This is a genomic window from Aeromonas bivalvium (assembly GCF_000819765.1).
GTDB lineage: Bacteria > Pseudomonadota > Gammaproteobacteria > Enterobacterales > Aeromonadaceae > Aeromonas > Aeromonas bivalvium.
Genome location: NZ_CDBT01000014.1, coordinates 34159 through 52926 on the forward strand (window position 1 = coordinate 34159; position 18768 = coordinate 52926).

Annotated in this window: 15 protein-coding genes; 12 read left to right on the forward strand and 3 right to left on the reverse strand. The window is 63.0% G+C overall.

Translation table 11 applies throughout. The features are described 5' to 3' along the window. Positions 1-23 precede the first annotated feature (23 nt). Positions 24-1445 (forward strand): carbon starvation CstA family protein, encoded by a 1422-nt coding sequence (locus tag BN1119_RS05175; protein WP_041994954.1) that lies wholly within the window; start codon positions 24-26, stop codon positions 1443-1445. An 85-nt stretch (positions 1446-1530) separates the two neighbouring features. On the opposite strand, the gene BN1119_RS05180 is transcribed toward BN1119_RS05175, so the two are convergent. Continuing rightward, a complete protein-coding gene (locus BN1119_RS05180) occupies positions 1531-3159 on the reverse strand; it encodes a mechanosensitive ion channel family protein (protein WP_244463682.1) in 1629 nt (542 codons plus the stop codon). A gap of 273 nt (positions 3160-3432) precedes the next feature. On the opposite strand from BN1119_RS05180, the gene BN1119_RS05185 reads away from it, so the two are divergent. The 5 genes from BN1119_RS05185 to BN1119_RS05205 all read left to right on the forward strand — a co-directional run bounded on the left by BN1119_RS05185 (position 3433) and on the right by BN1119_RS05205 (position 8809). Beyond that, positions 3433-3768: a DUF3302 domain-containing protein gene (locus BN1119_RS05185; RefSeq protein WP_041994956.1), complete on the forward strand. Its 336-nt coding sequence runs from the start codon at positions 3433-3435 to the stop codon at positions 3766-3768. Positions 3769-3774: 6 nt separating this feature from the next. Further along, positions 3775-4812, forward strand: a complete 1038-nt coding sequence (locus tag BN1119_RS05190; RefSeq protein ID WP_041994958.1) for an HlyD family secretion protein — start codon at positions 3775-3777, stop codon at positions 4810-4812. 156 nt (positions 4813-4968) lie between these two features. Beyond that, complete coding sequence (locus tag BN1119_RS05195) at positions 4969-6729, forward strand: DNA repair helicase RadD (protein ID WP_041994960.1); 1761 nt, start codon at positions 4969-4971, stop codon at positions 6727-6729. An 86-nt stretch (positions 6730-6815) separates the two neighbouring features. After that, positions 6816-8249 carry a D-alanyl-D-alanine carboxypeptidase/D-alanyl-D-alanine endopeptidase gene (gene dacB, locus BN1119_RS05200; RefSeq protein ID WP_041994962.1) on the forward strand — a complete coding sequence of 478 codons (1434 nt, stop codon included), beginning with the start codon at positions 6816-6818 and terminating at the stop codon, positions 8247-8249. A gap of 302 nt (positions 8250-8551) precedes the next feature. After that, positions 8552-8809 (forward strand): GrxA family glutaredoxin, encoded by a 258-nt coding sequence (locus tag BN1119_RS05205; RefSeq protein ID WP_041994964.1) that lies wholly within the window; start codon positions 8552-8554, stop codon positions 8807-8809. A 60-nt stretch (positions 8810-8869) separates the two neighbouring features. On the opposite strand, the gene BN1119_RS05210 is transcribed toward BN1119_RS05205, so the two are convergent. Next, positions 8870-9097 (reverse strand): DUF1653 domain-containing protein, encoded by a 228-nt coding sequence (locus BN1119_RS05210; RefSeq protein WP_041994981.1) that lies wholly within the window; start codon positions 9095-9097, stop codon positions 8870-8872. Between the two features lie 371 nt (positions 9098-9468). Between BN1119_RS05210 and BN1119_RS05215 the strand changes: the two genes are divergently transcribed. Next, on the forward strand, positions 9469-10683 hold the full coding sequence (locus tag BN1119_RS05215; protein ID WP_041994966.1) for a pyridoxal phosphate-dependent aminotransferase: 1215 nt from the start codon (positions 9469-9471) through the stop codon (positions 10681-10683). Positions 10684-10837: 154 nt separating this feature from the next. Here the strand turns inward: BN1119_RS05215 and fabV are convergent, their stop codons facing one another. After that, positions 10838-12031 carry an enoyl-ACP reductase FabV gene (gene fabV, locus BN1119_RS05220; RefSeq protein WP_041994968.1) on the reverse strand — a complete coding sequence of 398 codons (1194 nt, stop codon included), beginning with the start codon at positions 12029-12031 and terminating at the stop codon, positions 10838-10840. 320 nt (positions 12032-12351) lie between these two features. On the opposite strand from fabV, the gene BN1119_RS21010 reads away from it, so the two are divergent. The 5 genes from BN1119_RS21010 to rsxD all read left to right on the forward strand — a co-directional run bounded on the left by BN1119_RS21010 (position 12352) and on the right by rsxD (position 18740). Beyond that, on the forward strand, positions 12352-13650 hold the full coding sequence (locus BN1119_RS21010) for a methyl-accepting chemotaxis protein (protein ID WP_041994969.1): 1299 nt from the start codon (positions 12352-12354) through the stop codon (positions 13648-13650). Positions 13651-13826: 176 nt separating this feature from the next. After that, entirely contained in the window at positions 13827-14408 is a 582-nt protein-coding gene (rsxA, locus tag BN1119_RS05230) for an electron transport complex subunit RsxA (RefSeq protein WP_005909250.1), read from the forward strand. 4 nt (positions 14409-14412) lie between these two features. Next, positions 14413-14976 carry an electron transport complex subunit RsxB gene (gene rsxB / locus BN1119_RS05235; RefSeq protein WP_041994971.1) on the forward strand — a complete coding sequence of 188 codons (564 nt, stop codon included), beginning with the start codon at positions 14413-14415 and terminating at the stop codon, positions 14974-14976. Positions 14977-14978: 2 nt separating this feature from the next. Beyond that, positions 14979-17684 carry an electron transport complex subunit RsxC gene (rsxC, locus tag BN1119_RS05240; protein ID WP_041994973.1) on the forward strand — a complete coding sequence of 902 codons (2706 nt, stop codon included), beginning with the start codon at positions 14979-14981 and terminating at the stop codon, positions 17682-17684. 3 nt (positions 17685-17687) lie between these two features. Next, on the forward strand, positions 17688-18740 hold the full coding sequence (rsxD, locus tag BN1119_RS05245; RefSeq protein ID WP_041994975.1) for an electron transport complex subunit RsxD: 1053 nt from the start codon (positions 17688-17690) through the stop codon (positions 18738-18740). The last annotated feature ends 28 nt before the right edge of the window (positions 18741-18768 follow it).

Sequence of the window (18768 nt, forward strand, 5' to 3'; positions counted from 1 at the left end):
ATAACAAGCATTGGAGCGTAACAATGGTCTGGTTCTTCCTCTGTGTCGGCCTGCTGGTCGCCGGCTATTTCATATACGGCAAGTTCATCGAACGGATATTTGGCCCAAAACCCGAGCTCAAGACGCCGGCAGTCACCATGGCCGACGGGGTGGACTATGTGCCCATGTCCGACAAGAAGATCTATCTGGTACAACTGCTCAACATCGCCGGGGTCGGTCCCATCTTCGGCCCCATCCTGGGGGCCCTCTACGGCCCGGTGGCCATGCTGTGGATAGTGTTCGGCTGCATCTTCGCCGGCGCCGTCCATGACTACTTCTCCGGCATGCTGTCGGTGCGCGCCAAGGGTGCCTCCGTGCCGACCGTGGTCGGCGAGCACCTGGGCTCGGTCGCCAAGCACTTCATGAACCTGTTCGCCGTCATCTTGCTGATGCTGGTGGGCGTGGTGTTCGTGCTGAGCCCGGCAGGCCTGCTCTCCAGCCTGACTCACATCGAGATCGTCTACTGGATTGGCGCCATCTTCGCCTACTACATACTCGCGACCATAGTGCCCATCGACAAGATCATCGGTCGCTTCTACCCCATCTTCGGCGCCCTGCTGGTGTTCATGTCCGTGGGCCTGGTCATCGGTCTCATGGTCTCGGGCAAGGGGTTCTACAACACCGGGATGGATTTCTCCAACCTGCACCCGACCGATCTGCCGCTCTGGCCGCTGCTCTTCATCACCATCGCCTGTGGCGCCGTGTCCGGCTTCCATGCCACCCAGTCGCCGCTGATGGCCCGCTGCATGCAAAACGAGAAATCCGGCCGCTTCATTTTCTACGGCGCCATGATAGGTGAAGGGGTCATCGCCCTGATCTGGTGCACCCTGGGTCTCTCCTTCTACGAGAGCACAGATGCCCTGAACGCCACCCTGGCCAGCGGCGGCCCCTCAGCCGTGGTCCACGAGGTCTCCACCGGTCTGCTCGGCACCGTCGGCGGCATCCTGGCCATCCTCGGCGTGGTGATCCTGCCCATCACCTCTGGCGACACGGCATTTCGCAGTGCCCGCCTGATCGTGGCGGACTTCCTCAACATGACCCAGAAGCCCATCGTCAAGCGTCTGCTGATCGCCATCCCCATGTTCGTGGTGGGCTACCTCATCTCCAAGGCGGAATTCGGGGTGATCTGGCGCTACTTTGGCTGGGCCAACCAGACCACGGCCGTGATCATGCTGTGGGCCGGCGCCGCCTACCTCGCCAAGGAAGCCAAGCTGCACTGGGTCTGCACCATACCGGCCATGTTCATGACCGCCGTGGTCATCACCTACCTGGCCAATGCCCCCATCGGCTTTGGCATGGAGATGGGCATCTCCACCATCATTGGTCTGGCCTCCACCGCCGTCATCACGGTCGCCTTCCTGCTGAAGTACCGCCCGGCCCTGGTGAGCCGTCCCAACGAAAGCTGACCCCCCTCGACAAACCGGCAACGGCAAAAGGCCCGGCATCACTGCCGGGCCTTTCTCGTTGCGCGCACTGACGCCATCAACTGGCTCAGTTGCCGGCGCCCCCCTCCCCTTTGGGCGCTTCGGCCGGTGCCTGGTACCACTGCTCCCTGGCCACCAGCACCGCCTGCTCGGGCTGGGCAATGAAGTTGGGGGACATGATCTGCACGCCAAACTCGTTGAACACGTCCTGGATGTGGCCGTGGAGCTCGGTCTTGACCACGGCGGGCAGCAAATCCGGCTTCATCCGCACCTGCAACTCGTACTCCACGTACCAGTCCTGCAAATTGAGCTGGCGCACCAGGGGGGCCTGCTCCTGGTTGAGTCGCTCGCAGCGCCGGGCCGCCAGCTCCAGCATGGCATGGACCTGACGCCAGGGAGTGTCGTAGCCGATGGTCACCTTGGTGAGCAGGGCCACCCCCTTCTCCCCCGCCAGTCGGGTGAGGTTGGTCACCTTGCCCCCCACCACCACGGCGTTGGGCAGGGTCACTTCGTGATCCTGACGGGTCACCAGCTTGGTGGAGAGGGCACTAAGCTCGGTCACCATCCCCTCTACCTCGCCAATCTGCACCAGATCGCCGGGGCGCAGGGCGCGAGAGTAGATGAGCACCAGGCCGCTCATGGCATGGTTCATGATGCCGGCGGAGCCCAGGGTCACCATGAGGCCGAAGAAGACGCTCACCCCCTTGAAGGCATCGGAATTGGCCCCCGGCAGATAGGGATAGGCCACCGTCAGGGCAAACAGCCAGATCACCACTGAGAGCAGGCGTCGGGTCGCTCCCACCGTCTCGGCGTGCAGCCCCTGCACGCGGAACTGGCCACGCTCGATGCGATCGAAGACGATGGCCAGCATGCGAATGAACAGGCGGGTGATGACGAAAATGAGCATCACTGTCACCAGCCCGGGCATGGCGGCCATGATCCCCTCCAGCATGTCGGCACACAGGGCGAAGAGGGAGGTCCCCAGTCGCTCGCTCCAGGCTCGGGTCTGGGGGAAGAGTGCCAGCACATAGGTGAGCCAGCCATAGGTGAGCATGAACAGCAGCAGCAGGGTGACGATCGCCAGCAGGCGGACCTCCACATTGCCCGCCACCTGACGCCACTGATGGGGGATCAGCCCCTTTTGCAGCAGGAGTCGGCTGGCAAGCCACTTCCTGACCCGTCTATGGCCCCATTGCAGTGACCAGACCAAGCCAAAGAAGATCAGGCTGGCCAGCAGTGCCATGCCGCCGGCCTTGAGCAGGTAGGGGGTGGAGTGCAGCTCAAGATACTTGAGCCGTACCTTGTCGAGCCGCCCCCTGACACGCTCGCTCGCCTGGTCCAGGGTCAATTCATCCAGGGTCTCGAGATCCCCCTCCACCAGCACCAGGATCCGCTTGCCATTGACCAGAAACTCCCGGGAGTCCTGGCCAAAGCGCATGGCGCTCACCAGGGTGATGGGTTGTTCAAGGTCGGACGCCTGCAACTGCTTGACTCGCTCCTTGACCAGACGCACCCGGGCCGCCCCGTCCAGGCGACCGAACTTGGCCTGCAGCAGGACGATGGGCTCATGGAGCAAGGTCAGGGTCTGCGCCTTCTCCTGCTCGGTGGGATCCAGCCTGGGTTCGGCGCCAACGGCCTGCGTGACCAGGGACAGATTGGCCAGCACCAGCAACAGCCCGGCCCACAATGCCTTCATTGCAGATTTTTTTTTCATCTCGTCACTCTCGCTTTCCTGTCCATGGACCACCGGACCTGCCCGGTTCATCTCCTGACGACACATCAAATCCCCTATTGAAATACCGCCGTCATCCCTCACCATAATATGCCCCTGAATGAAGGCTGTACCGCCAAGATTCGCACGTAATTTCCTCTTTATGCAGGGAAAATATGCTGGCATCATGACAGCCGATATACTGTGGATGCTAGGCTAAATTTGGCCTTGCGACTGAGATGTAAACCGGAGAGATAAATGGCACTTGATTATATTGCCCTGGGAATATTGGTGTTCGTTGTCTTGGTCATGTTTTACGGAATCATCGTCATTCATGATATTCCCTATGAAATAGCCAAGCATCGCCAACACCCGCACCAGGATGCCATTCACGTGGCAGGCTGGGTCAGCCTGTTTACCCTGCATGTGCTCTGGCCCTTCCTCTGGATCTGGGCCACCCTCTATCGCCCAGAACGCGGTTGGGGCTTTAGCCAGCGCCTTGAAACAGACGAAGCCGACATCACCAAGCTCAAGAAAGAACTTGCCGCTTTGCAAGCACGCATGGCAACGCTCGAACAGACCGAAAACAGGTAATCACTCATGGATTTGCTACTTATTCTTACCTACACGGCCGTCTGCGTCGGGATTTTCAAGGTATTCAAGATCCCGCTCAACAAATGGACGGTGCCGACCGCCGTGCTGGGTGGCGTCATCATCATCGGCACACTCATCATGCTGATGAACTACAACCACCCCTATTCGGAACTGGCCCGTAATTATTATGTCTCCACCCCCATAGTGCCGCTGGTGAAAGGGCGGGTCACCGAGGTGCCGGTCAAAGCCAATCAGCCGGTCAAGCAGGGGGATGTGCTGTTTCGTCTCGATGCTGTGCCCTTCCAGGAGAAGGTTGCCAGCCTGACCGCACGGCTCGCCTCCAACACCGATTTCCTGAAAGCCCTCGACGCCAGACTGCGCTCCGCCACCCTGGACAGGGATCGCGCCCTGGAACTGGTGCGTCGCGGCATCGGCAAGCAGCGGGATCTCGACGTGACCCAGGCCAACGTGGACGACATCGTCGCCCAGATTGACCAGCAGAAGGCGTCGCTGGATGACTTGAACGCCCAGCTCAACATCGCCAAGTACAATCTGGAGCAGACCGTGGTCTATGCCCCGAGCGACGGCCATGTGGTGCAACTGGCGCTGCGCCCCGGCATGATTGCGGCCCCCTTCATGTATCGTCCCGTGATGACCTTCATTCACGAAGATGAAAGCACCTACGTCGGCTGGTTCTGGCAGAACAGCATGCAGCGCCTGAAGGCGGGCGATGAGGCCGAGGTAGTGCTGGACGGCATCCCGGGTCGCATCTTCAAGGCCAAGGTGCAGTCCGTGATCCCCGCCATGGCGCCGGGCAACATCCAGGCCCAGGCAGGTCTTATCGATCAGACCTCCGCCCAGGTACCGGGCCGTCTGCCCATCGTCCTCGAGATCACCGATCCCGAGTGGGCCAAGTATCAGGTGATCGCCGGTGCCAGCGGCCAGGCAGCCATCTACACCGAACATTTCCATCATGTGGCCATCATGCGCAAGATCCTGATGCGCATGGGCAGCTGGCTCAACTACCTGTTCCCCTTCCACTAAGGATCTCCTGGTGGTCATCACGGGCCGGCATCATGCCGGCCCGTTTTATTGGGTAGACGGCCATTTCCTTCCCGGGTCTCGCCACGCTGCATTTTGCCACCAAGATCCCTATAATGGCGCCACCTTGCGCCGACCCACGCCAACACGCCACACCCCATGTTTGTTCTCAGACCCTACCAGACCGACGCCGTCAACGCCGTCATCCGCCATTTTCGCAAACACCCGGATCCCGCCGTGGTGGTCTTGCCCACCGGGGCCGGCAAGAGTCTGGTGATCGCCGAGCTGGCCCGCAAGGCCCGCGGTCGGGTACTGGTGCTGGCCCACGTCAAGGAGCTGGTGGAGCAGAACCATGGCAAGTACGAGGCCTGGGGGCTCAAGGCCGACATCTTTGCCGCCGGGCTGGATCGCAAGGAGGCGAACGCCCAGGTGGTGTTTGGTTCGGTGCAGTCGGTGGCCCGCAATCTGGATGCCTTCGATGGCGCCTTCTCCCTGCTCATCATCGACGAGTGCCACCGGGTCTCGCTCGATGACGACAGCCAGTACCATCAGGTGATCGGGCATCTGAAAGCGGCCAACCCGGCCCTCAGGATCCTCGGCCTCACCGCCACCCCTTACCGGCTGGGGCTGGGCTGGATCTACCGGCGCCACTACCACGGCATGGTGAAGAGCCATGGCGAACGGCTGTTTGGCGATTGCGTGTTCGAGCTGCCCCTGCGCTTCATGGTGAAAAACGGCTACCTGACACCGCCGCGCATGATCGATGCCCCCATAGTCCACTACGACTTCAGCAAGCTGGTGCCGCGAGAAAACGGCCTGTTCAGCGAGGCCCAGATCAACGGCGAGCTAAAACGCCAGGAGCGGGTCACCCCCCACATAGTGAGCCAGGTGCTGGAGTATGCGGCCGAACGCCAGGGGGTGATGATCTTTGCCGCCACCGTCGAGCACGCCCGGGAAATTCAGGGGCTGCTCAGCGCCCAGTCCCAGCACGCGGCCCTCGTCACCGGCGAGACCCCGGGCCCGGAGCGCGATGCCCTGATCCATGCCTTCAAGGCCCGGGAGATCAAGTTTCTGGTCAACGTGGCTGTGCTCACCACCGGCTTCGATGCCCCCCATGTGGATCTCATCGTGATGCTCAGGCCCACGGAATCTGTCTCGCTCTACCAGCAGATAGTGGGCCGGGGCCTGCGTCTGTCGCCGGGCAAGACCGACTGCCTGGTGCTCGACTACGCCGGCAACAACTTCAACCTGTTCGCCCCCGAAGTGGGGGAACCCAGACCCCACGCCGGTACCGAACCGGTCCAGGTGCCCTGCCCCGCCTGCGGCTTTGCCAACACCTTCTGGGGCAAGACCGACGAAGATGGCAAGGTGGTCGAGCACTACGGCCGCCGCTGCCAGGGGCTGTTTGAAGATGACGAGGGCCACCGCGAGGAGTGCGACTACCGCTTTCGCGCCAAGATCTGTCCCGGTTGCGGCAGCGAAAACGACATCGCCGCCCGTCGCTGCCAGAGCTGCGATCAGTTGCTGGTGGATCCGGACGACAAGCTCAAGGAGGCCCTCAATCTCAAGGACTGCATGGTGATCCGCTGCGCGGGGCTGACCCTGGCCGCCGGTCGCGGCAAACAGGGGGAGCGGCTGGAGGTGACCTATCACGATGAGGATGGCCTCACCCTGATGGAGTACTTTTCTTTCCACACCCAGGGGGCGCAACGCTTGTTTCAACAACGCTTTGTGCGTCATCATTGGCCCGCCCCGGGCCTGGAGCCCGAATTCACCACCCTGGCGAGCGTGCTGGCGGCAGAGCGCCAGTTTCGCCACCCGGACTTCGTCATCGCCCGCAAGTCGGGACGTTTCTGGCAGGTGAAAGAGAAGATTTTTGATTACGACGGCCGCTACCGCACCGCCAACGCCCCTGGCTAGGGCGGTGTCTGGCCAAAACAGATGAATATCTTGGTTTTCAGGGTTGGCCTTCCCGCGCCAGCCCCTTCGTTACGTTAGAGGATGTTATGCAGCGGCTCTTGATAGGTGTGTGTGCTCTCGTTTCCCTGGCGGCCCAGGCCGCCCCGCTGACCCCGCCCCAGGGCGGCCAATATGCCGTGATAGTACAAGGCAACAACGGGGTGGAGTTCGCCCGCCATGCCGACGACATGATAGCGCCCGCCTCCACCATGAAGGTACTCACCGCCCTGGCGGCCCGCCTCGAGCTCGGCGCCGACTTTCGTTTCAATACCGAGATCCAGGCCAAACCCGGCGCCCGGCATGGCAACGCCCTCAATGGCGATCTCTGGATCAACTTCGTCGGCGATCCCACCCTGTCACGCATGGATCTGCTCGCCCTGTTCAAGCAGCTGGGCGTCTCTCGCATCAAGGGCAACGTCTACGTCAATACCGGCGCCTACAACGGCTACGAGCGCGGCAACGGCTGGTCCTGGGGGGATCAGACCCTCTGTTTCGCCGCCCCCGTCTCCTCGGTCATCATCGACAAGAACTGCGCCTATGGCACCATCACAGCCACCCAGATAGGCAGGCCCGCCACCGGCAACGTGGCCACGGGCGTGCCCATCAGCATCAGTGCCGAGAACGTGGAAGTGATGAGCTATGGCGACATGGCACGCCAGTTCTGCGCCCTGGAGGTAGACATGGCCAAGGGCAATCACTATGAGCTCAAGGGCTGCATCACCCCGAACAAGGAGCCCCAGGGGCTGCGCTTTGCCATCCACGACGTGGAAGCCTGGGGTTGGGACAACATCCGCTGGGCCATGGACAGAGCCGGCATCCAGCATGATGGCCTGCTGCGGGTCACCCACAAGGCCCCGGAGGGTGCCGAGACCCTGGCGACCCACACCTCGGCCCCCCTGCCGGTGATGCTGGCCAGGATGCTGAAAAAATCCGACAACACCTACGCCGACACCTTCCTCAAAACCGTGGGCCGTCACTATTACAACAAACCGGGCAGCTATCGCAGCGGCACCATGGCGGTGCGCGCCATCCTGACCAAGCACGGTATCAACCTGGGCAACGCCACCCTGGCCGACGGCTCCGGGCTCTCTGCCCACAATCTCATCAGTGCCCGCCAGATGCTGTCGGTGCTCAGCTTCATCCAGAAGAACGACGCCGAGCTCGACTTCATCAAGCTGCTGCCAAGCTCCCAGGTGGATGGCACCCTGGCCTGGCGGCGCAGCGTCACCGCCCCCATGATGAAGAACAAGGTCCATGCCAAGACCGGCACCATCACAGGCACCTCCAACCTGGCCGGTTTCATCGACACCGCCGGTGGCCAGCGCAAGGCGTTCGTGATGTTCCAGCGCGGCCTCTCCCAGGATCCGGCCACCCACGAGCGCTACCGTGCCAGCAAGGCGCCCTGGCCCTGGACCGTGTTCGAAAAAGGCGTGCTGGAGAGCATCTACCAGCAGCAGCCGATCCAGATCGCCGGGCAATAAACGGGTGGCCGTGCCAGCAAGGCGGCCCCATCCCCCGGACTCTGTTCGAAAAAGGAGTGCTGGAGAGCATCTACCAGTAACAGCCCATCCAGATCGCAGGGCAGTAAGGCTGGCTTGAGCAAGCCCCCTCGCCGCCAATCCAGAATGCCGCGCCAGGTGCCGACCCCTGTGTCGGCACCTGGCCGGGGTGCAATCGAGCACCGCGAACAGGCGTATCGGAATTTTCAGCTTTGACTGGCCGAAAGCCGAGGCTATCCTGTCATCCGCCTCGTCTCAACGGCCTTACCTAACGGAGAGAAAAGATGTTTGTAGAGATTTTTGGTCGTCCCGGTTGCCCCTACTGCGTGCGCGCCAAGATGCTGGCCGAGCAACTGCGCGAAGCGCGCGACGATTTTGACTTCAACTACGTGGATATCAACGTCGCCGGGCTCACCAAGGACGACCTGGCCGCCAAGGCGGGCAAGCCCGTCACCACGGTGCCGCAGATCTTCCTGGACGAGCAGCACATCGGCGGTTGTACCGACTTCGAGGCCTATGCCAGCGCCCACCTCGGCCTGTAACCACCCAGCTGTCCATGTAAAAGGCGCCCTTGGCGCCTTTTCTTATGCCAGCGTCCGGATTTACTCCACCCGGGTGAAGCGGCTCACCAGCTGCCCCCGATACTCGGTGCTCCCCATGAACATGGGCAGAGGGCGGGCGTAGATGGCGTCATCCTGCTCGGATTGGTAGACAACCAGGGACTCCCCGGTCTCGGTATGCCGGGCCAGGGTCAGCACCCGATAAAATCCCCCCTTGCAGTGGCGATAACGCCCCGGGCCCGGCAAGGGCCCCCCCTGTTGCTGATCCATTCCCATCTCCCAGTCCATCGCCAAGGCCTCGTGCCCGCCTGCACCTGCCCTTGAGCGACCATGCCAGGGCAAGCCGGGGGGCCAAACGACCGTTTTTCACGCAAGCCAATCGTGCCACAAGCACGGGCTAATTCAACACACTCGCTGTTGATATCTATCCCTTCCCTCATCTTTCACTGGTAATGTCGTCGCAGGGCAAACGATCATGCTGAATTTAACAAACCAGCAACCCTGTTTGAGGGCTAAAAATCAGGGAATTATTCTAAAAAGAAGATTGTTCTAGCATTCAATTCTGTGAAGAATAGAGGCAAAGAAATTTGATACTAAAAATCGCCTTTTTCGCCAACGCGCCCCAGGGGATCTCGTTCACTATGTTCACCATCGACAAGTCGCACAAGCTCGACGATGTCTGCTATGACATTCGCGGCCCTGTGCATAAAGAGGCTCGCCGTCTCGAAGACGAAGGCCACCGCATCATCAAGCTCAACATCGGCAACCCGGCCCCGTTCGGCTTCGAAGCGCCGGAGGAGATCATCAAGGATGTGATCCTCAACATGCCCCAGAGCCAGGGCTACTGCGATTCCAAGGGGCTCTTCTCCGCCCGCAAGGCGGTGATGCAGTACTACCAGCAAAAAGGGATGCGCAAGGTCGACATCGACGACATCTACATCGGCAATGGCGCGAGCGAGCTCATCGTGATGGCCATGCAGGCGCTGCTCAACAACGGCGACGAGATGCTGGTGCCCTCCCCCGACTATCCGCTCTGGACTGCGGCCGTCACCCTCTCCGGCGGCCATGCGGTGCACTACCGCTGCGATGAAGGGGCTGACTGGTATCCGGATCTCGACGACATCCGCGCCCGCATCACACCGCGCACCCGCGGCCTGGTGCTGATCAACCCCAACAACCCGACCGGCGCCGTCTACGGCAGCGAGTTTTTGCTTGAAGTGATCGAGATCGCCCGCCAGCACAACCTCATCATCTTCGCCGACGAAATTTACGACAAGATCCTCTACGACGACATCTCCCACACCAGCGTCTGCACCCTGTGCGACGACGTCATGGTGGTGACCTTCAACGGCCTCTCCAAGGCCTACCGCGCCTGCGGCTTCCGCCAGGGCTGGATGGTCATCACAGGGCCCAAGGGCCGCGCCAAGGGGTACATCGAGGGGCTGGAGATGCTGGCCTCCATGCGGCTGTGTGCCAACGTGCCCATGCAGCACGCCATCCAGACCGCCCTTGGGGGCTATCAGAGCATCAACGAGCTGATCCTGCCGGGTGGCCGCCTGCGCCGCCAGCGGGACAAGGCCTGGGAGCTGCTCAACGAGATCCCCGGGGTCTCCTGCGTCAAGCCCAAGGGGGCGCTCTACATGTTCCCGCGCCTCGACCCCAAGGTGTACGACATCCGCGACGACCAGAAGATGGTGTTCGACCTGCTGCAGCAGGAAAAATTGCTGCTGGTGCAGGGCACCGGCTTCAACTGGCCCGCACCGGATCACTTCCGCCTGGTGTTCCTGCCCAGGGAAGAGGAGCTGGAAGAGGCCATTGGCCGCCTTGCCCGCTTCCTGAAGGATTACAAGCAGTAAGCCAAGGCTGTGATTGCAACCACCGGCATGGCAAAGAGAGGCTCCCCCGGGCGCCTCTCTGGCTGGCGGCCTCTTTCGGGAGGAGTACAGACCGGATAGCAAAGGGCCCCGTCTGCAGCAGACGGGGCCCTTTCTCATGACGCAGGCGAAAGCCTTAGAGTTCGATCACGTCGAATTGCACGTCCGGGTTCACGTCCGCATCGTAATCCACCTCGTCCAGGCCGAAACCGAACAGGCGCAGGAACTCCTGCTTGTAGCCGGCGTAGTCGGTGAGCTCACAGAGGTTCTCGGTGGTGATGGAGGGCCAGAGATCGCGGCAGGTCTGCTGCACGTCTTCCCGCAACTCCCAGTCGTCCATGCGGATGCGGGCCTGCTCGTCCAGTGCCAGCGCCTCGCCATAGAGACGGGTGCGCAGCATGCGATCCACCTGCTCCATGCAGCCCTCGTGAATGCCCTTCTCCTTCATGATCTTGAAGGCCATGGAGATATAGAGCGGCATCACCGGAATGGCGCTTGATGCCTGGGTCACCACGGATTTGAGCACGGCCACGTGGGCGGTGCCCCCCTTGGCGGCCAGATCGCCACGGATGGCGGCGGCGGCGCGGTCCAGATCTTCCTTGGCGCGGCCCAGGGTGCCATGCCAGTAGATGGGCCAGGTCAGGTCGGTGCCGATGTAGGAGTAGGCCACGGACTTGGCGCCGTCGGCCAGCACGCCCGCATCACGCAGGGCAGCCATCCACAGCTCCCAGTCCTGACCGCCCATGACGGTGATGGTGCTCTGGATCTCTTCCTCGTTCGCCGGCTCGACGGTGGCGGTGATGATCTGATCCTTGTTGGTGTCGATGGCGGTTGAGGTGTAGACCTCGCCGATGGGTTTCAGCGCAGATCGCACCACTTCGCCGGTGTCCGGCAGCTTGCGCACCGGGGAGGCCAGGGAATAGACCACCAGATCGATTTGACCCAGATCCTGCTTGATGAGCTCGATCACCTTGGCACGGCACTCGTGGGAGAAGGCATCGCCATTGATGCTCTTGGCGTAGAGGCCAGCCTCTTTGGCGGCCTTGTCGAAGGCGGCGGAGTTGTACCAGCCGGCGGAGCCCGTCTTGGTCTCGGAGCTCGGCTTTTCGAAGAAGACACCTATGGTCGCGGCGCCGGAGCCAAAGGCGGTGGCGATGCGGGAAGCCAGGCCGTAACCGGTAGAGGCGCCGATCACCAGCACCTTCTTGGGCCCATTCTCGATGGTGCCCTTGGCCTGGGTGTAGGCAATCTGACGGCGAACATTGGCTTCACAGCCGACCGGATGGGTGGTGGTGCAGATAAAGCCGCGAACCTTGGGTTTGATGATCATGTGTTTTCTCTTATCCGTTTGATGGATGAAATCGGGCATAAGATACCTCATCTTGCCGAGATAAGGTGCTCTGATGTGTTGAACGGCCGGGAAAATTGGTAAAAAAAGAGGACCCGGGCAGCGAGACTCAATCCCTCGGTCGCCTTGGCATCCCCCGCGCTCTCTGCGGTACCACTTGCCGGGAAAGCGGACATAAACAGCATGAAAACAGCGCGTTACCCCAATTCTCCTCTGCTGTCGGCAAAGGAGTTGTACTAGTATTGAGCCGGTCGGTTATCGTCAGAACAAAGCATCACAGGGGTCTCACGGAGGAGCACCACATGTTTTGGAAACACACGGACAGCAATGAACAACGCGAAGAAACCGCAAGAGTCGCCGGGCTGGACGCCTTCGAGCAGGCGATCCAGTCCCAGGCGCCCTATATCCAGTTCACCCCGGACGGCATAGTCACCTTCGTCAACGATCGCTTCCTCGCCATCGTGGGATATGGGCGTGATGAGGTGCTGGGGCAGCACCACAGCACCCTCTGCTTTCCCGATGACGTCAAGACCCGCGACTACGAGGTTCTGTGGCAGGATCTGCGCAAGGGCACCTTTCGCAGCGGCCGCTTCATCCGTCAGGCCAAATCGGGCCAGGCCGTCTGGCTGGAGGCCACCTATTTTCCCATCGTGGTCGAGGGCAAGGTGGTGCGGGTCGCCAAGGTCGCCTCGGACGTGACCCAGCAGCAATCGTCCCTGGAGCGAAGCCAGGCCTTGCTGGCCGCCCTGGACAAGTCCCTGGCCGTGATCGACTTCGAGCCGGACGGCACCGTCATCACCGCCAACCAGAATTTTCTCCACTGCTTTGGCTACCGGCTCGAAGAGGTGGCGGGCCAGCATCACCGACTGTTTTGCGATGACGACTTCTACCGCCAGCACCCCCACTTCTGGCGGGATCTGGGCGCAGGCACCATACAATCCGGTCTCTTCATGCGCCTGGGGCACCAGGGCCAGAAGATCTGGCTGGAGGCCACCTACAACCCCATCTTCAATCACGAAGGCAAGGTGGTAAAAATCATCAAGCTGGCCAGCGACATCACGGAGCGGGTCGAGCAGGCCCTCTCGGTGCGCGAGGCGGCCAAGAAGGCCTGCGCCATCGCCAGCGAGACGGTCGCCAGCGCCGACAAGGGACGAGAGGTGATCGACAAGGTGCTGGACACCTCCCGTCACATCAACAGCTCGGTCAGCGAGGTGACCCAGCAGATAGAGCGGCTCAACCAGCAGTCCAGGAGCATAGAGTCCATCATCTCCACCATCAGCGGCATCGCGGATCAGACCAATCTGCTGGCCCTCAATGCCGCCATCGAGGCGGCCCGGGCGGGGGAACAGGGGCGAGGCTTTGCCGTGGTCGCCGACGAGGTGAGGCAGTTGGCGGCCAGAACCTCCTCCTCCACCAACGAGATCGTCTCCGTCATCAAGCTCAACTCCCAGATCACCTCCACCATCACCCAGACCGTCAGCGTGGTGTCCGACAAGGCGATGGCCGGGCAGGAGCAGGCCAACATCGTCTCCGCCGTCATCAAGGAGATCATCGAAGACGCCAACTCCGTCTCCGACACGGTCAAAAATCTCTCCATATGAATCACTCCCGACGAGGTGCCCCCCTGGCGCCTCGTCGGGAGAGATGGGCACAAGGGACGCGTCCTCGCACCACAGGGCTGGATAATTCACTAATAACCCTGCGGGCTTGCGGTTGTTTCTGACCCCCTAACATCAGATAATACCGCCCGCCTTCACAGCGGATAATCCAAATTCTGATGACTGAGTACCTGCTTTTACTGATTGGCACCGTGCTGGTGAACAACTTCGTGCTGGTGAAATTCCTCGGCCTCTGCCCCTTCATGGGGGTCTCGGGCAAGCTGGAAACCGCCATCGGCATGGGGCTGGCGACCACCTTCGTGCTGACCCTGGCCAGCGCCTGCTCCTATCTGGTGGAACACTATATTCTGCTGCCGCTCTCGGTTGGCTACCTGCGCACCCTGGCCTTCATCCTGGTCATCGCCGTGGTGGTGCAGTTTACAGAGATGGTGGTACGCAAGAGCAGCCCGACCCTCTATCGCCTGCTCGGCATCTTCCTGCCCCTCATCACCACCAACTGCGCCGTGCTCGGGGTGGCGCTGCTCAACATCAACGAGCGCCACAACTTCATCCAGAGCATCATCTACGGCTTCGGCGCCGCTGCCGGTTTCGCCCTGGTGCTGGTGCTGTTTGCCGCCATGCGTGAGCGCCTGGTGGCCGCCGACATCCCGGCGCCGTTTCGTGGCGTGTCCATCGCCATGATCACCGCAGGCCTGATGTCCCTTGCCTTCATGGGCTTTACCGGCCTTATCAAGATATAGCGCTATGACTCACCTATTGTTTGCCATCCTGGTTCTGGCGCTGTTGGCCCTGGCCTTCGGCCTGATCCTGGGATTTGCCGCCATCAAGTTCAAGGTGGAGGCCGATCCCATCGTCGATCAGCTCGACGCCCTGCTGCCCCAGACCCAGTGCGGCCAGTGCGGCTATCCGGGCTGCAAGCCCTATGCCGAAGCCCTCGCCAATGGCGACGCCGTCAACAAGTGCGTCCCGGGCGGCGATGCCACCATGCGCAAGATTGCCGACCTCATGGGGGTGGAACCCCTGGCCATGGGGGACGGCCATGCCGCCGTGCCCATCAAGAAGGTCGCCTTCATCCATGAGGATCAGTGCATAGGTTGCACCAAGTGCATCCAGGCCTGTCCGGTCGACGCCATCGTCGGCGCCACCAAGGCGATGCATACGGTGATCAAGGATGAATGCACCGGGTGCGACCTCTGCGTCGACCCCTGCCCCACCGATTGCATCGAGATGATCCCGGTCCCCACTACGGTCGATAACTGGAAGTGGGATCTCAACAGCGTCGTTATCCCGGTCAAGATGGTGGAGTAGTCATGCAGTCTGTAATCGAACGCATCAAGGCCGGTGCCCTGTGGGATTTTCATGGCGGCATCCATCCCCCCGAGAACAAGCAGCAATCCAGCCTGAGCCCTGTGGTGCAGGCGGGACTGCCCCCCGAGCTCATCATACCGGTGCGCCAGCACGCGGGCCTGGCCGGCGAGCTGCTGGTCAAGGTGGGCGACAAGGTGAAGAAGGGCCAGCCCCTCACCGCCTTCGAGCGGGGCCGCTTCGTGCCGGTCCACGCCAGCAGTTCAGGGGTCATCAGCGCCATCGGCCAGCACACGGTCGCCCACCCCTCCGGCCTCTCCGATCTCTGCATCACCCTGATCCCCGACGGAGAGGACGCCTGGTGCGAGCGCCAGCCCCAGCCCGATTACTGGAACCTGGACCGGGTCAGCCTGCTCGAGCGCATTCAAGGGGCCGGCATAGCCGGACTCGGCGGCGCCGTCTTCCCCACCCACAGCAAGCTCGATGGCCATGGCCAGCTCACCGAGATCCTCATCATCAACGGCCTGGAGTGCGAGCCCTACATCACCACGGATGACCGCCTGATGCAGGAGTACGCGGACGAGATCCTGGAGGGTATCCGGGTGCTCAAGCACCTGCTCAAGCCCAAGCTCTGCCTGATCGGCATCGAGGACAACAAGCCCGCCGCGGCCAAGGCCCTGCGTCAGCAGATCAGCGAAGAGGACATCCTGGTGCGGGAGGTCCCCACCAAATATCCCTCGGGCGGCGCCAAACAGACCATAGAGCTGCTGACCGGCCGTCAGGTACCCAAGGGGGGCCGGGCCGTCGATATCGGCATCATGGTGCTCAACGTCGCCACCGTGTTCGCCATCAAGCGCGCCATCGTCGACGGCGAGCCGCTCATCGAGCGCATCGTTACCCTCACCGGAGACGCCTTCAAGCAGCCGGGCAATGCCTGGGTGCGCCTTGGCACCCCGGTACGCTGGCTGCTGGGGCGCTTCGATCTGCAGCCGGAACCGGGCCAGCGGGTGATCATGGGGGGGCCCATGATGGGCTTCACCCTGCCCCACGCCATGGTGCCTGTGGTCAAGGCCACCAACTGCCTGCTCGCCCCGACCCGGGCCGAACTGCCCCCTCCCGAGCCGGAGCAGTCCTGCATCCGCTGCAGCGCCTGCGCCGACGCCTGCCCCGCCACCCTGCTACCCCAGGAGCTCTACTGGTACAGCCGGGCCAAGGAGTATGACAAGGCGGAGCAGCTCAACCTGTTCGACTGCATCGAGTGCGGCGCCTGTGCCTGGGTCTGCCCGAGCCAGATCCCCCTGGTGCAGTACTACAAGATTGCCAAGGACGATATCCGCGAGGCCCGCGAGGAAGCCGAGAAGGCCGAACGCGCCCGCTTGCGTTTCGAGGCCAAGCAGGCGCGCTTCGAGCGGGACAAGGCCGCCCGCGAGGCACGCCACGCCGAGGCCGCCGCCCAGCGCCGCCAGGCCATGACGGCCGCCACCGGGGAAGATCCCGTGGCCGCCGCCCTCGCCCGGCTCAAGGCAAAACAGGAAGCGACCCCAGGCGAAGGCGCCCCTGACAACGCAGCCATGGCCGCCGCTCGGGAGGCCCGCAAGCAGGAGGCCCTGGCGCGCCGCGCCGCCAAGGCGGCCGAACTCGAGGCCAGTGCCCCCATGACGGAGCCCGCCCCGTCCCAAGAGTCCGATCCCAAGAAGGCGGCCATCGCCGCCGCCCTGGCCCGCGCCAAGGCCAAGAAGGCCGCCCAGGCTGCCGGGGACCAGATTGCAGACGACTCTGCCGCCGCGCCCATCGCCTCGAGCCAGGCACCGAGCGAGCCGGTGACGGGATCTGCTGCCGAGCTCGACCCCAAGAAAGCGGCCATCGCCGCCGCCATCGCCCGCGCCAAGGCCAAGAAGGCCGCCCAGACCATCGGGGACCAGGGCGCAGACGACTCAGCAGCCACGCCCATCGCCTCGAGCCAGGCACCGAACGAGCCGATCGCCGAGTCCGCCCCCGAGGTTGACCCCAAGAAAGCGGCCATCGCTGCCGCCATCGCCCGCGCCAAGGCCAAGAAGGCCGCCCAGACTGCCGGGGACCAGGGCGCAGACGACTCTGCCGCCGCGCCCATCGCCTCGAGCCTGGCACCGAGCGAGCCGATCGCCGAGTCCGCTCCCGAGGTTGACCCCAAGAAAGCGGCCATTGCCGCCGCCATCGCCCGCGCCAAGGCCAAGAAGGCCGCCCAGGCTGCCGGGGACCAGGGCGCAGACGACTCTGCCGCCGCGCCCATCGCCTCGAGCCAGGCACCCAGCGAGTCGATCGCCGAGTCCACCCCCGAGGTCGACCCCAAGAAAGCGGCCATTGCCGCCGCCGTAGCAAAAGCCAAGGCCAGAAAAGCGGCCGAGGCCAAGGAGGCCCCCGCAGCACAGCCCTGCGCCGAAACGGCCCCTGGCGCCGAGTCCGCCCCCGAGGTTGACCCCAAGAAAGCGGCCATTGCCGCCGCCGTGGCAAAAGCCAAGGCCAGAAAGGCGGCCGAGGCCAAGGAGGCCCCCGCAGCACAGCCCTGCGCCGAAACGACCCCTGGCGCCGAGACGTCTGCCCCCGAGCTAGATCCCAAGAAGGCAGCCATCGCCGCCGCCGTGGCAAAAGCCAAGGCCAGAAAGGCGGCGCTTGCGGGCGCCACCACAGACAACGAAACGGTCAGCCCGGCTGACAGCAAGAGGGATACCTGAGTCATGTTCACTATCGCGAGTGCCCCCTTCGCTCACAACCGCAAGCAGACCCAGACCCTGATGCTGCTGGTGATCCTGGCCTGTCTGCCCGGGCTCGCCGCCCAGATCTGGTTCTTCGGCTGGGGCTCCGTCATCCAGATAGCCCTGGCCGCGGTCACGGCCCTTGGCTGCGAGGCCCTGGTGCTGCGCCTGCGCGCCCGGCCGGTCAAACCCGCCCTGCTAGATGGCAGCGCCCTGCTCACCGCCGTGCTGATAGGGCTGGCCCTGCCGCCCCTGCTGCCCTGGTGGATGACCCTGGTCGCCACCGCCTTCGCCATCATCATCGCCAAGCACCTCTATGGCGGCCTGGGCCAGAACCTGTTCAACCCGGCCATGGTGGCCTATGTGCTGCAGCTGGTCTCCTTCCCGGTACAGATGACCAGCTGGCTGCCGCCGTCCGACATCGCCGCCTACGGCATCGGCTTTGGGGATGCCGTCTCCACCATCTTCACCGGCTTTAGCCTGGACGGCTACAGCATGGCCCAGCTCAAGCAGGGGGTAGATGGCCTCACCATGGCCACGCCGCTGGATACCCTCAAGACGGGACTGGGCCAGGGGCTGACCGCGAGCGAGGTGATGACGCACTCCGTGTTCGAGGGTTGGGGCGGCATCGGCTGGAGCTGGGTCAACCTGGGCTACCTGCTGGGCGGCCTCTTCCTGCTGCAACAGAGGGTGATCGCCTGGCGCATCCCGGTGGCCATGCTGGCCAGCCTGTTTGGCGCCGCCACCCTGGGCTATCTCATCAGCCCGGATGCCACCGCCACCCCCATGTTCCACCTGTTTTCCGGCGCCACCATGCTGGGGGCCTTCTTCATCGCCACCGATCCGGTCAGCGCCTCGACCACGGCCCGGGGTCGTCTCATCTATGGCGCCCTCATCGGCGTGCTCATCTACATCATTCGCCGTTTCGGCGGCTATCCGGACGCCATCGCCTTCGCCGTGCTGCTGGCCAATCTCTGCGTCCCCATGATAGACAGCCTGACCCGTCCCAAATCCTACGGGGAGCGTCGCAAGTGACAACCGTGTCCCAGGCCCAGCGCCCACA